At 72.9% G+C, this 12,571-nt stretch carries 13 protein-coding genes; 5 read left to right on the forward strand and 8 right to left on the reverse strand.

Going from position 1 to position 12,571, the window contains the following annotated elements; translation table 11 throughout:
• Nucleotides 1-16 precede the first annotated feature (16 nt).
• A complete protein-coding gene (locus AB0C96_RS16875; protein WP_362918076.1) occupies nt 17-1,555 on the reverse strand; it encodes a hypothetical protein in 1,539 nt (512 codons plus the stop codon).
• A gap of 287 nt (nt 1,556-1,842) precedes the next feature.
• On the opposite strand from AB0C96_RS16875, the gene AB0C96_RS16880 reads away from it, so the two are divergent.
• Nucleotides 1,843-2,976, forward strand: coding sequence for an aminoglycoside phosphotransferase family protein (locus AB0C96_RS16880; protein WP_362918078.1), 1,134 nt, complete (start codon nt 1,843-1,845; stop codon nt 2,974-2,976).
• A gap of 472 nt (nt 2,977-3,448) precedes the next feature.
• Entirely contained in the window at nt 3,449-5,455 is a 2,007-nt protein-coding gene (locus tag AB0C96_RS16885) for an N-acetylmuramoyl-L-alanine amidase (RefSeq protein WP_362918080.1), read from the forward strand.
• Between the two features lie 140 nt (nt 5,456-5,595).
• Here AB0C96_RS16885 and AB0C96_RS16890 read toward each other — a convergent pair whose 3' ends face one another.
• From AB0C96_RS16890 to AB0C96_RS16900, 3 genes are all read right to left on the reverse strand, one after another.
• Entirely contained in the window at nt 5,596-6,096 is a 501-nt protein-coding gene (locus AB0C96_RS16890; RefSeq protein ID WP_362918082.1) for a hypothetical protein, read from the reverse strand.
• Between the two features lie 85 nt (nt 6,097-6,181).
• Complete coding sequence (locus tag AB0C96_RS16895) at nt 6,182-6,577, reverse strand: ACT domain-containing protein (RefSeq protein WP_362918084.1); 396 nt, start codon at nt 6,575-6,577, stop codon at nt 6,182-6,184.
• Between the two features lie 10 nt (nt 6,578-6,587).
• A complete protein-coding gene (locus tag AB0C96_RS16900) occupies nt 6,588-7,196 on the reverse strand; it encodes an ABATE domain-containing protein (protein WP_362918086.1) in 609 nt (202 codons plus the stop codon).
• 61 nt (nt 7,197-7,257) lie between these two features.
• Between AB0C96_RS16900 and AB0C96_RS16905 the strand changes: the two genes are divergently transcribed.
• The 3 genes from AB0C96_RS16905 to AB0C96_RS16915 are packed head-to-tail and all read left to right on the forward strand — an operon-like array spanning nt 7,258 to nt 8,979.
• A complete protein-coding gene (locus AB0C96_RS16905) occupies nt 7,258-7,512 on the forward strand; it encodes a pyridoxine 5'-phosphate oxidase C-terminal domain-containing protein (RefSeq protein ID WP_362918088.1) in 255 nt (84 codons plus the stop codon).
• Nucleotides 7,503-8,240 carry a maleylpyruvate isomerase family mycothiol-dependent enzyme gene (locus tag AB0C96_RS16910; RefSeq protein ID WP_362918090.1) on the forward strand — a complete coding sequence of 246 codons (738 nt, stop codon included), beginning with the start codon at nt 7,503-7,505 and terminating at the stop codon, nt 8,238-8,240. Before AB0C96_RS16905 ends, AB0C96_RS16910 begins: the two co-directional genes overlap by 10 nt.
• A gap of 10 nt (nt 8,241-8,250) precedes the next feature.
• Nucleotides 8,251-8,979 (forward strand): leucine-rich repeat domain-containing protein, encoded by a 729-nt coding sequence (locus AB0C96_RS16915; protein ID WP_362918092.1) that lies wholly within the window; start codon nt 8,251-8,253, stop codon nt 8,977-8,979.
• A 46-nt stretch (nt 8,980-9,025) separates the two neighbouring features.
• Here AB0C96_RS16915 and AB0C96_RS16920 read toward each other — a convergent pair whose 3' ends face one another.
• The 4 genes from AB0C96_RS16920 to AB0C96_RS16935 all read right to left on the reverse strand — a co-directional run bounded on the left by AB0C96_RS16920 (nt 9,026) and on the right by AB0C96_RS16935 (nt 12,570).
• Complete coding sequence (locus tag AB0C96_RS16920) at nt 9,026-9,265, reverse strand: DUF397 domain-containing protein (protein ID WP_362918094.1); 240 nt, start codon at nt 9,263-9,265, stop codon at nt 9,026-9,028.
• A gap of 115 nt (nt 9,266-9,380) precedes the next feature.
• Complete coding sequence (locus tag AB0C96_RS16925) at nt 9,381-10,547, reverse strand: thiolase domain-containing protein (protein WP_362918096.1); 1,167 nt, start codon at nt 10,545-10,547, stop codon at nt 9,381-9,383.
• 17 nt (nt 10,548-10,564) lie between these two features.
• A complete protein-coding gene (locus tag AB0C96_RS16930; RefSeq protein WP_362918098.1) occupies nt 10,565-11,623 on the reverse strand; it encodes a thiolase domain-containing protein in 1,059 nt (352 codons plus the stop codon).
• On the reverse strand, nt 11,623-12,570 hold the full coding sequence (locus tag AB0C96_RS16935) for an OB-fold domain-containing protein (RefSeq protein WP_362918268.1): 948 nt from the start codon (nt 12,568-12,570) through the stop codon (nt 11,623-11,625). The genes AB0C96_RS16930 and AB0C96_RS16935 overlap by 1 nt, the downstream gene beginning before the upstream one ends.
• Between the last annotated feature and the right edge of the window lies 1 nt (nt 12,571).

The raw sequence follows: 12,571 nt of genomic DNA on the forward strand, positions 1-12,571 counted from the left end.
TGTGTCATCTCGCCCCTCAGACCGAGAAGTTCTGTCCCAGTCCCGATCCGAGCGCCGATCCGATCCCTGGCTTGAGCCCCGACCCCTTGGTCTTCGGCTTCGCCTTCGGCAGGACATGCTGGATCTCCTCGCGCAGGTCCTGGATCTTGGCGTAATTCGCGTACTGGCCCGTCAGTCGGAACATTTCGCGGAGTCGGTCCCAGGTGCGGTGTGAGGAGTTCTCTCCGATGGACACCAGCGCCAATCGGGCGTACCGGTCGGCCTGTTCGGGATCGTCGCCGATGAAGCAGGCCGATGCCATCGAGATGTAGTCGAAGATCTGTGATCGCTGACGGCCGCCCTCCCGCAGCTCCAGCGCCTGTTTGGCGTGGTGTTGGGCGATCTTGGCGGCCGACGGGTCGTGCTCGGCGAGGGTGCGGAAGGCCAGCGCCTGCATACCGTGCAGATCCGCCTCGTCGAACATCTGCATCCAGCACGGTGGCGGCACATCGCCCTTGTCCGAGACGAAGAGCTCCTCCGCCTCGCCCAGGGTGCGCCGCATCGCCTGGCCGTGCCCCTTGGACGCCTGGGCCCAGGCCTCGATGGTGTGCAGCATGGCGCGGGTGCGCGGCAGGTTCTCCTCGCCGGAGCCGGACTTGGCGAGTTTCATCAGGTCCAGCGCATCGTCGGGACGGCCCAGATGGACCATCTGGCGGGCCGCGCGGGAGAGCGCCTCCCCGGCACGCGGGCGGTCGCCGCCCTCGCGTGCCGCATGGGCGGCGATGATGAAGTACTTCTGGGCGGTGGGTTCCAGGCCCACGTCGTGGGACATCCAGCCGGCCAGCACCGCCAGGTTGGCGGCCACGCCCCACAGCCTGCGCTGGAGGTGGTCGGGGTGGCGGTAGGCGAGCATGCCGCCCACCTCGTTGAGCTGTCCCACCACGGCCTTGCGCTGCAACCCGCCGCCACGGGCCGCGTCCCAGGCGCGGAAGACTTCGACCGAGCGCTCCAGCGCGTCGATCTCCTGCGACCCCACGGGGGCCGCCTCATAGCGGTCGAGGCCGATCTGGTCGAGTTCGTCAAGGGAGTCGGAAGCGAACGGGTCGTGGCGTGTGGCGCCGGCGGGAGCCGGGTCGGTGTGCAGCCAGTCGTGCATGGCGCCGGTGAGTGCGGAGCCCGCGGCGAGCGCCGCGCCCGCTCCCACCAAGCCGCGTCGGTTGAGCATGAGGTCCATTCCCGTGAATTCCGTGAGGACCGCAGCGGTCCGTTCGGGAGCCCACGGCAGACCGTCCAGGGCCTGCCGCTTCCCCGAGCGACCGGTTCTTGCGAACCCGAGGTCCTCGATGGTTACGACACGGCCGAGGCGCTCGGTGAACAGGGAGGCCAGTACCTTGGGCACCGGATCCCGCGGGGTCTCCCCCATGTCGATCCAGCGCCGCACTCGCGAGGTATCGGTCGCCAGCTGCGGATGGCCCATGGCCGCCGCCTGCCGGTTGACGAGCCTCGCCAGCTCGCCTTTGGACCAGCCGGCAAGGCCGAAAAGGTCCGCGAGACGGGTGTTCGGCTGCCTGTCCACGTCAAGCCCCCAGGTTCCTCGACTGAGTTGACAGTAACGGCCCGTGACATGCGCTGCGACCATTCGCCAGGGTTCGCCAGGGTGCGCCAGATGGTCTGCCACCCGCAGTCGCGTGTTCTGTAGGTGTGCCGCCCCCGGCCTGGTGGCGGGACCGCATTCCCCAGGGTGCGCGCCCTTTTGACAGGGACCCTGGATCGGACTCCTGCACGGGGCTCGTTCACGGGTTCCCTCCACCGGGCCGGGGAACGCACGCAACTCGTCGGCGCACGAAGGGATCTGTCTCACCCATGTATGCAGCATCGTCCGCCGTGACCGCCCCCACCCGGCCGTACCGTCCGCACCCGGCAGGCAGCGGGCCGTACCTCGCCCCCTCCTCTGCCACGGGGGCGGTCCCCGGTCTCGCCGGCGGCCGGACCCGGCGGGCACAGGGGACGGGCACCCAACCGCTCAGCGGGAGACTCGACTTGTCCGGGCCCCAGGGCGCCCAGCTGCGCGCCGCGGTCGCCTCGGTGCACCGCATCTGTCCTGAGTTCAATCCGGTCCAGGTGCTGCGCCGGAGCGGGAAGTCCGTCCTTCTCGTCGGCACGACAGGACGTATGACCGCCGTCGCCAAGTGTTTACTGGACCACTCCCCCGCCTGGGCGGAAAGGTTCCGGCAGGAAATAAGCGCTTACCGCGCATTCGTCCGGCATCGTCCGCCGGTACGGGTGCCGCGTCTGGTGGCCGCCGATCCCGACAACTGCACGCTGATCGTCGAGCGGATGCCCGGCCGGGTCGCCGCCATGACGCGGCACCCGTCCGAGGCACCGCCGCGGGCGGACGTGCGCGCCGCGCTCGGCGCGATCTGCCGGGTGAACACCTGGCGTCCGCCGGCCGGGCTGTTCGACGCCCCGCTGGACTACCCGGGCCGCATCGGCCGGTACCACGACCTGGGGCTGCTCACCGACCGGGACCTGGGCGACCTTCAGAAGCTGATGCACGGTCTGTCCCACGTGCAGGGGCAGTTCTGCCACGGCGACGCGCTGCTGAACAACGTGCTGCTCTCCCCCGCGGGTCCGGTGCTGCTGGACTGGGACAACGCGGGCTGGTACCTGCCCGGCTACGACCTGGCGACGCTGTGGTCGATCCTCGGCGACGCCCCGGTGGCCCGCCGTCAGATCAGTCAGCTCGCCCAGAACGCGGGCCCGGCGTCCAGGGACGCCTTCCTGGTGAACCTGATGCTGATCCTGACCCGCGAGATCCGCCGCTATGAAACCGCGGTCCAACGGACCATGCGCGAGCCCACGCCGACGGGAACGCCGGGCCCGGGACACCCCGCCGTCCCCGCGGCGGGCGAGGAGCAGCGGCTGCTCCTCCGCCGACTGCACGACGACTGCCAGATGGCACGCCGTGCGGTGCGGGCGGCGGTCGGCACCCGCTGACCGCCGGGATGACACCCCCTGGGCGTGCCATCCCGATCAGGCCGGAATCACCGGCCCGGCCTGATCGGGATGGCACGGCTTAGGGGGTGTCGGCCGTGGGGGTGACCTCTGGACACCATGAGCGGCGCGCCTCGTGCGAGGCGCGCCGCTCACGCCTGTGTGTCGGGCGGCCGCTCGTCCCGTACCCGTTGATTGGTCCATTCCACTGACGCCTCGCAGACCGGGCGCCGGTCCGGCACGGCTCCTCTGAAGATGCGCTGACATGCGCAATCCTGACCCGGCACGGTGATTGACGGCCCGTCGGCGGGTGTATAGCCCTAGGGAGTGTCTCCCCGATCGCCGCAGGCCTACGGAGAGCGGGAAGGCGCCCCTGGAGCCGACGGGGGGATCTCCTCTCGGGTCCCACCCGACACGGCCGTTTGCGCACCAACCGTCACACCGCCCGGCTCGGGCCGGCTTTGAGGAGGTTGTTTTGCGAGGTACCGCCCCGGAAGACGAGAAGAGAGTCCACCGCCCCGCCCTGCGCAGATCCACCACGGCCATCGCCGCGGCGGCCTTGCTGCTGCCGCTCTCGGGGGCCCCGTCCGCGAACGCCGGGCAGCCCCGTCCGGACCGGTTGGCGCGTGCGTTCACCGACGCCGCCGCCCGCTTCCATGTGCCGCGCAGCGTGCTGCTCGGCGTCTCGTACCTCGAATCCCGGTGGGACGAGCACGGTGGCGCGCCCAGTGTCACCGGGGGCTACGGCCCGATGCATCTGACCGATGCCCGGACGGCCCTGGCGCGGGTGCCGGAGTTCAGCGAGCCGGGTCAGGACGCCCGCGGGGACGGTGCGCGGCCCCGCAGGCAGGTAGCGTCCGGCCCGGCGCAGCGGGCCGCACTGCCGGCCCAACTCCCGCCTCGGCTACGGACGTTGCCGACCGCCGCACGGCTGACCGGGCTGCCCGCCGCGCGGCTGCGCACCGACCCCGCGGCGAACGTGCTGGGCGGTGCGGCGCTGCTCGCCGCGGAGCAGCGCAGGCTGGGGTTGCCGGCGGCCGCCGACCCGGCGCAGTGGTTCGCGGCGGTGGCGCACTACGGCGGCCAGGACGACACCGCCGGCGGCCGGGGCTTCGCGGACGAGGTCTATGCGGTGATGCGCCAGGGTCAGGCCCGTACGACGGATGCGGGACAGCGGGTCACCCTGGCGGCCGCGCCTCGGCTGACGCCCGACGCCGCCCAGGCGAAACGTCTCGGCAGACCGGCGACCAAGGCCTCGGCGGCGCGCACCGGTCACGGGTTGGAGTGCCCGTGGACCGTCGCCTGCGAGTCGGTCCCGGCGCCGTACGAGGAGTACGGCGACCACGACTACGGCAACCACGACAAGGCGAACCGGCCGGCGGACCAGAAGGTCGACGCGATCGTCATCCATGACACCGAGGGGTCGTGGGAGGTGACCCTGAAGCTGATCAAGGACCCGAAGTACGTGTCGTGGAACTACACGATCCGCTCCTCGGACGGTCTGATCGCGCAGCACGTGCCGACCAAGGACGTCGCCTGGCACGCCGGGAACTGGTACGTCAACTCGCACTCCATCGGCGTCGAGCACGAGGGCTTCCTCGCCGCGCCGGACGCCTGGTACACGGAGGCGATGTACCGTTCCTCGGCCCGCCTGGTGAAGTACCTGAGCCGCAAGTACGGCCTGCCGCTCGACCGGCAGCACATCCTGGGCCACGACAACGTGCCCGGCACGACGCCGTCCACGATCCCCGGTATGCACACCGACCCGGGCCCGTACTGGGACTGGGCGCACTACTTCGCGCTGCTGGGCAAGCCCTTCCACCACACCGCGGGCCCGAGCGGCGGGCTGGTCACCATCCGTCCCGACTACGCCGGGAACCAGCCGCGCTACACCGGCTGTGAGAAGCCCGGTGACGTCTGCGCGCCGCACGGCTCCGCCGCGGTCCGGCTGTACACCGCGCCGAGCGAGACCGCCCCGTTGGTCAAGGACGTCGGGCTGCACCCGGACGGCAGCGACTCCACGGACGGGGTGAACGACACCGGTGCCCGCGCCACGACGGGCCAGCAGTTCGCGGTGGCGCGCCGGTCCGGCGACTGGACGGCGATCTGGTACCTGGGGCAGCTGGCGTGGTTCCGCAACCCGCACGACGCGCCGACCGCGGTGGACGCCAAGGGGCTGATCGCCACCCCGAAGGCCGACATCGCGGAGGTTCCGGTCTACGGTCGTGCCTACCCGGAGAAGGCCGCCTACCCGGCCGGGGTCCCGTACCAGGCCGTCACTCCGTTGCCGTACAAGATCGGCGCGGGGCAGAAGTACGCGGTCGGCGGCCGGGTGACCGGCGAGTACTTCTACGCGCCGACCTTCGACGTCTCCAAGCACGCGATCGTGCGCGGCAAGGACGTGTACTACGAGATCCAGCTGGGGCACCGGGTCGGCTACGTCCGGGCCGCCGATGTCGACGTGCGGCCCTCGGACTCCTGAGCCGGGCCCGCACGGCACCGGCCCCGCACGGCACCGGCTGCGCTCGGCACCGGACCGGCGGGGCACCGCGCCCGGTGGACGGCGAAGGTCTCGTCGTCCACCGGGCGCGGCGGCCGTCCGCGCGCGGGGGCGCGGGCGGGTCAGCCCTGCTGGAAGAGCTCCGCCGGCAGCGGCTTGAGCAGCGCGTAGAGGTCGTCGGTGATCGGCCGGTCCCAGCTGGCGATGGTGACCAGCACGCCGTCGTTGCGGTCGAACTGGGCGCAGGAGATCCGGCTCTCGGAGCACTTGATGCGCTTGACGATCAGCAGGTTGTCGTCGTGCATCACCGGGGTGTCCTCCTTCTCGACGACGGTCACCGGCTCGTCGTTGCCGAGCGCCGCGAGCAGCTGGGCCACCTCGAAGGGCACCTCGTCGTCGGCGAGCTCGCGGGCCGGGGAGCCCTCCGGCAGGTTGCCGATGATCATCGCGGGTCCGCGACCGCCGAACAGGTCGTAGCGGAGGAAGACGCCCTGGCAGCTCCCGTCGGGTGCGGGCAGCAGCCCGGCACCGAGGTTGCCCGGCCAGTCCCCCGGGTCCATGGCGAGTACGTCGAAGTCTGGACCGGCGGGCGTGGCTGCGCTACGGCGGCGGAGGAAGGACATGCCGCCATCGTACGTGGCCCGGGCGGACATGCCGCGCGGACGTGGGGTGCGGTCGCGGTCGGTGCCGCGCGCTCGTCGTCGGGGGTCAGGCCCGCTCGGCGAGCGCGCCGAGTCGGCGCAGCACCTCGTCGGCCGCGGCATGGGGCACGAAGAGGTGGTCGTGGTGGAAGCCGGCGACGACGTTGCAGCTGAGGCCGGCGTCGGCGAGTGCGGTGGCGACGGCGGCGGTCAGGCCGACGGCGTCCAGCGCGGAGTGCACCCGCAGGGTGATCCAGGCGGCGAGGTAGTCGTAGTCCAGGCCCTGCCGGTCGGCCTCTTCCTGGCGGACGACGAGGGTGAGTCCTTCGGGTTCGGCGACGGTGACCACCGGGGCCAGGCCCGCGGGGACCGCCCCGGGCACGGTCGTGAAGACGTACCGGCCGTCGTGCAGCTCCGGCCGCATGCCGCGCAGCAGGACCTGGAGATCGCGTTCGCCCGTCATGCCGCCCACCCTACGAGGCGTCGCCCCCTGCCGCCCGGCGCCGCTCGTGGTGGCGGGCGACCCGGGCGCGGTTGCCGCAGGAGGGTTTGCACCATTCCTGGCGGGCGTGGTCCTTGACGAAGTAGCGCACACAGCGCGGCGCGGGGCAGGCGCGCAGCAGGGCGCGCTCCGGGCCGTCGAGGAAGGCGATGGCGTCGCGGGCCAGCGCGGCGAGAATCCGGTCGGCGGCCGGCGCGGCACCGGCGGCCCGTTGCCGTACCGCGGGCGGTGTGCCCGGGTCCCAGCTGAGCTGCGGTGCGACGGGCACCAGGGCGGCCGCGGCGTTCAGCCGGCGGATCGCCTCGTCCTCCGGGAGCAGTCGGTGGGCATCGGCGGAGCTGGGCGGTCCGGGCCGCACGGCGCGCGCGAACAGCGACCGGACCGCGGCCCGGAGTTCCCGTACGGCGGTGTGCAGCGCCGGGTCCACGGCGACCGGCTCCGCGGGGTGGTCCAGCAGCGCGGCCCGTTCACCGATCCAGGCCGCGAGCCCGGCCGGGTCCGTCAGGTCGTCGGCGACGCCGCCGTGGCCGTCATGGCGGATGGTGACGGCGAGATCCAGTACGAGCCGTGTGGCAACCATGCGACTAATGGTAGCTTCAGCGACAACCATTAACCCCACCGGGGGGCTTCACGGGGGAGACATGACCGATCTGCGTCAACTGCTGCGCGAGCCACCGGTCTTCGCGGGCGCGCTGCCCACCTTCGATCCGGCGGACACGCCCGACGATCCGACGGAGCCCGCGCGGGAGCCCGGTCCGGTCGCGCCCGGATGGACGCTGCACACGGTGCGCGCCGAGGCGGTGGAGTTCCGGCAGGGCGACACGGATCTCAAGCACACCCGGCCGGCCCACCGCCGAGCCGGTGAGCACTGGACGAAGGAGCTGTTGTGGCCGTGACGACGTCGGCGCACACACTGCCGCCCGAGGCGGTACGGGAGAGGATCGAGGCGGGTCAGGCGCGGTTGCGGGCCCTGCTGCCGGGGCTGACCGAGGCCGGGATACGGGAGCCGAGCGAGCTGCCCGGCTGGTCCCGCGCCCATGTCCTCGCGCACATCGAGGGCATCGGCCTGGCGATGGCTCGACAAGCCCGCCATGCGCTGCGCGGCGAGCTGATCGAGCCGTACGACGGCGGGCGCCCGGCGCGCGCCGCCGGGATCGAGGCGGGGTCGCGGCGGGATGCGGCGGCGCTCGGCCGAGCCGTGGCGGCCGCGCTGGACGAGGCGTCCGCGGCCTGGGCGGCGGTCGGCCCGGCCGACTGGTCGCGCCCGGTGCACTACCGCGACGGCGATCTGCGCACCGCACTGCTGTGCTGGTGGCGGGAGTTGGAGATCCACCTGGTGGACGCCGGGATGGGCCACGGCCCCCAGGACTGGCCGCGGGAGCTGTGCCACCACCTCCTGGACCACCTGGCGCCCCGGGCGCCGCACGGGCTGCACCTGGTGCTGGAGGCGACCGACGAGCCGTCCGCACGGCCGTTCGGCCCTCAGGGCGCGCCGACGGTGACGGTGCGCGGACCGCTGACCGCTCTCACGGCGTGGATGGCGGGCCGTGCGCCGGGTCGACCGCTCGACTGCCGCCGGGCCGGGGCGACCGTCCCCCTGCCCGAGCTGCTCGACTGGCCGTAGGAGGCGTCACGTGCTCACGGGATCGCGCACCCTCAACCTCTGGAAGGCGGGCCTGCGTTCGGTACCGCCCGAGGCCTGGCAGCGGGCCGACTGGGAGGTGCTGATACTCGCCGACAACCACCTGACCGAGGTCCCGCCGGAGTTGGGCCGGTTGCGCACGCTGCACACCCTGGACCTCGGCCACAACGCACTGACCGCGGTTCCGGACGCGATCGGCGCGCTCCCCGGCCTGACCCGCTACCTCTACCTGCACGACAACCGCCTGACGGCGCTGCCGGACACCCTCGGCGGGCTGTCCCGGCTCGGCTACCTGAACGTCGGCGACAATCCGCTCGGGCGGCTGCCCGATGCGGTGGGCGGGATGGCGGGCCTGGTCGAACTCCGGGCGCAGCGGGCCGAGTTGACCACCGTCCCGGGGTCGTTGGGCGGGCTGGGCCGGCTCCGGGAGCTGTGGCTGGGCGGCAATGCGCTCGCCGAGCTGCCCGGGAGCCTGTCGGCGCTGCGGGAACTGCGGGTGCTGGAGCTGCGGGACAATGCGCTGCCCCGCGTCCCCGAGGCGCTCTGCGCGCTGCCGCTCCTGCGCCGGCTCGATCTGCGCGGCAACCGGCTCGCGCAGCTGCCGCCGTGGCTCGTCCGGCTGCCGTCGCTGGAGAAGCTGGATCTGCGCTGGAACGCCGTCGACGACGGGGCGCCGGCGGTGCGGGCGTTGCGGGCACGCGGGTGCGTGGTGCTGACCTGACGGTCCGTCCGGGCACCGGCCGGACCGGTGGTGCCCGGACGGACCGTCAGGTGAGGTCGAACTCGCCGTCCCGGGCGTCGACGACGAACGCGCGCCACTCGGCCGGGGAGAAGATCACCGCCGGGACCTCCGGGCTGCGGCGGTTGCGCATCGCGATGAAGCCCTCGACGAACGCGATCTGCACGTCTCCCACCCCCTGGGTGCTCGACTGCCACTCGGCCTGCGTCAGGTCGAGGTCGGGCCTGGGCCCGCCCACGAGCCGCTGCTCGGTGATGCTGTCGATCACGTGTCCCCGCTCCTCCCGGTTCGTCGTCCGCGGTCAGGTTAACCACTGCGTCCGGGGATCGACAGAGGGCGTGGCGCGGCGGTCGAGTGGTGGGCGACGGGGCTCGCCCCGCCCCTCAGGCGGCCGGGGAGTCGGCGCCGACCAGCCACATCGCGAAGAACTGGGAGCCGCCGCCGTAGGCGTGGCCCAGGGCCCGCCGGGCCCCGTCGACCTGGTGTGCGCCGGCCCGGCCGCGCACCTGGAGGGCGGCCTCGGCGAAGCGGATCATCCCGGAGGCGCCGATGGGGTTGGTGGAGAGCACCCCGCCGGACGGGTTGACGGGGAGGTCGCCGTCGAGTTCGGTGACACCGGACTCGGTGAGCTTCCACCCCTCGCCCTCCTCGGCGAAGCCCAGGTTCTCCAGCCACATCGGCTCGTACCAGCTGAAGGGGACGTACATCTCCACCGCGTCGATCTGCCGGCGGGGATCGGTGATGCCGGCCTGGCGGTAGACGTCGGCGGCGCAGTCCTTGCCGGCCTGCGGGGAGACGAAGTCCTTGCCGGCGAAGAGGGTGGGTTCGCTGCGCATCGCCCCGCCGTGCACCCAGGCCGCCGGGTGCGGTGCGCGGGCGGCCCCGGCGCGGTCGGTGAGGACCATGGCGCAGGCGCCGTCGGAGGACGGGCAGGTCTCGGAGTAGCGGATCGGGTCCCAGAGCATCGGTGCGGCCTGGACCTTCTCCAGGGTGATGTCCTTCTCGTGGAGGTGCGCGTAGGGGTTCTTCAGGGCGTTGCGCCGGTCCTTGTAGGCGACGAGGGAGCCGATGGTGTCGGGGGCTCCGGTGCGCCGCATATAGGCGCGTATGTGCGGGGCGAAGAAGCCGCCGGCGCCGGCCAGCAGGGGTTGCTGGAAGGGGACGGGCAGGGACAGGCCCCACATCGCGTTGGACTCGGACTGTTTCTCGAAGGCGAGGGTGAGGACGGTGCGGTGGACCCGGGCGGCGACGAGGTTGGTGGCGACCAGGGCGGTGGAGCCGCCGACCGAGCCGGCCGTGTGCACCCGCAGCATCGGTTTGCCGACGGCGCCCAGGGCGTCGGCGAGATAGAGCTCGGGCATCATGACGCCCTCGAAGAAGTCGGGGGCCTTGCCGATCACCACCGCGTCGATGTCCGCCCAGGTCAACTCGGCGTCCTCCAGGGCGCGTCGGGCGGCCTCGCGGACGAGTCCGGCGATCGACACGTCCCGGCGGGCGGCCACGTGTTTGGTCTGGCCGATGCCGACGACGGCGACGGGCTCCTTGCTCACCTTGCCTCCCCCACTCATCAGTGCGCCTCTCCTTCCAGGACGGCGACCAGGTTCTGTTGCAGGCACGGGCCCGAGGTGGCGTGGGCCAGGGCGCGGTCGGACTCGCCCCGCTGGATGCGGGCGGCGGCCTCGCCGAGCCTGATCAGTCCGGTGGCCATGACGGGGTTGGCGGCCAGTGCGCCGCCGGACGGATTGATCCGGACGTCCGCGCCGGCCGGGCCGTCGAGCTTCAGGGCGCGGCGCAGCACCACCTCCTGGGAGGTGAACGGGGCATGCAGCTCCGCGGTGTCCACGGGGCGGGCGAAGTAGCCGGCGCGCTCCGCGGCGAGCCGGGTGGAGGGGGAGTCGGTGAGGTCACGGACGCCCAGGCCGTGGGCCTCGATGCGGTGGTCGAGGCCGCGGATCCAGGCGGGGCGGTCGGTCAGCCGGCGGGCGGTGTCCCCGGCCGCGAGGACGACCGCGGCCGCGCCGTCGCCGATGGGTGGGCAGTGGCCGCGGTGCAGCGGGGCGACCAGCGTCTCCCCGGTGGGCACCGCGCCGCGCAGTTGGGCGTGCGGGTTGTCCGTGGCGTCGGCCCGGCTGCGCGCCGCGATCGCGGTCAGCTCCCGCTCGTCGGTCAACCCGGCGTCCATCAGGGCCCGGGCCTGTAGGGCGGCGAGCGCGACGGAGTCCGGCCAGAGCGGGGCGACGTAGTACGGGTCGAGTTGGCGGGTCAGGACCTCGCGGACGTCGCCGGGCGAGGACTTGCCGTACGCGTAGACCAGGGCGGTCTCCGCCTCGCCGGTGAGGATCTTCACCCAGGCCTCGTACAGCGCCCAGGCGCCGTCCATCTCCACGTGGGACTCGGAGATCGGCGGCCAGGCGCCGACGCCGTCCAGGGCCATGGTGAAGGAGAACGCCCGGCCGGCGAGGTAGTCGGAGGAGCCGGAGCAGGTGAAGTCGATATCGCTGGTCTTGAGGCCGGTCCGGGCCAGGACGTCGTGCAGCACCGGCATCAGCATCTCGACCTCGGAGGTCTCGGCGCTGTCGCGGACGTGGTGGCTCTGCCCGAAGGCGACGATGGCGACCTCGCGCATCAGATCAGCTCCTTGTAGCCGTCGTAGTCGGCGTCGGGCTCGCCGGTGGGGCGGTAGTGGTCGGGGAAGCGCCCGTCCTCGGCCCATACCGGTTCCACGCGCAGGCCCATCCGGACCTGGTCGTAGGGGATTCCCCCGATCCGGGCGTGCAGGGCCAGGTCGGCGCCGTCGAGGGCGATATGGGCGTAGACGTAGGGGACCTCGATGTCCAGGTTGCGCGCCTTGATGTTGACGATGCAGAAGGTGGTGACGGTGCCGCGGGGGCCGACCTCGACCTGGGCGTCGGTGGCGACGCCGCAGGTGGGGCAGGCTCCGCGGGGCGGGACGTACACCTTGCGGCAGGACGGGCAGCGTTCGCCGACGGTGCGGTGGCCGGCGAGCTCCTGGAGGTAGCGGGACTGGGCGCGGCCGGGCGCGTAGCTGTAGTCGAGCCGGGCGGGGGTGGTGATACCGGTGACCGGATCGGCGAACTCCCCGCTGTGCGGGGTGGGTTCGTCGGGGCGCGCGGTGCCGTCGTCCGGTACGAAGCAGGCGATGTCGGTGAGGGCGCCGGTGCGTTCGGCGGCCCAGCGGATCCGGACCCGCATACCGGTGTGCACGGCGTCGGGGCCGGGGGCGTCCAGGGCGTGCAGCAGCGCGGTGTCGGCACCGTCGAGGCGGACCAGGACCCAGGCGAAGGGGGTGGTCAGCGGCTGGCCGCGGCGCGGGGTCGGGTTCCAGGCCCAGGTGGTGACGGTGCCGCCGGTGCCGACCTCGACCAGGTCGCGGATCTCCTCGGCGGTGACCGGGTCGTACTCGGTGGGCGGTACCACCACCCGGCCGTCGCCCGCCCGGACGCCGAGGACGGTGCGCTCGCGCAGTCCGGTGAGGAAGGCGCTCTGGACGGGGCCGAGTGAGCGGGTGAAGGGGAATTCCACAACGAGGGGCGCGGTGAGGACCTCTGGCACC

It is taken from the genome of Streptomyces sp. NPDC048506 (assembly GCF_040651315.1).
GTDB lineage: Bacteria > Actinomycetota > Actinomycetes > Streptomycetales > Streptomycetaceae > Streptomyces.

Bases quoted from the DNA above. Each gene is read 5' to 3' on its own strand.
- AB0C96_RS16905 (WP_362918088.1), top strand. From the start codon at position 7,258: ATGACCGATCTGCGTCAACTGCTGCGCGAGCCACCGGTCTTCGCGGGC.
- AB0C96_RS16900 (WP_362918086.1), bottom strand. From the start codon at position 7,196: ATGGTTGCCACACGGCTCGTACTGGATCTCGCCGTCACCATCCGCCAT.
- AB0C96_RS16895 (WP_362918084.1), bottom strand. From the start codon at position 6,577: ATGACGGGCGAACGCGATCTCCAGGTCCTGCTGCGCGGCATGCGGCCG.
- AB0C96_RS16890 (WP_362918082.1), bottom strand. From the start codon at position 6,096: ATGTCCTTCCTCCGCCGCCGTAGCGCAGCCACGCCCGCCGGTCCAGAC.
- AB0C96_RS16880 (WP_362918078.1), top strand. From the start codon at position 1,843: ATGTATGCAGCATCGTCCGCCGTGACCGCCCCCACCCGGCCGTACCGT.
- AB0C96_RS16930 (WP_362918098.1), bottom strand. From the start codon at position 11,623: ATGCGCGAGGTCGCCATCGTCGCCTTCGGGCAGAGCCACCACGTCCGC.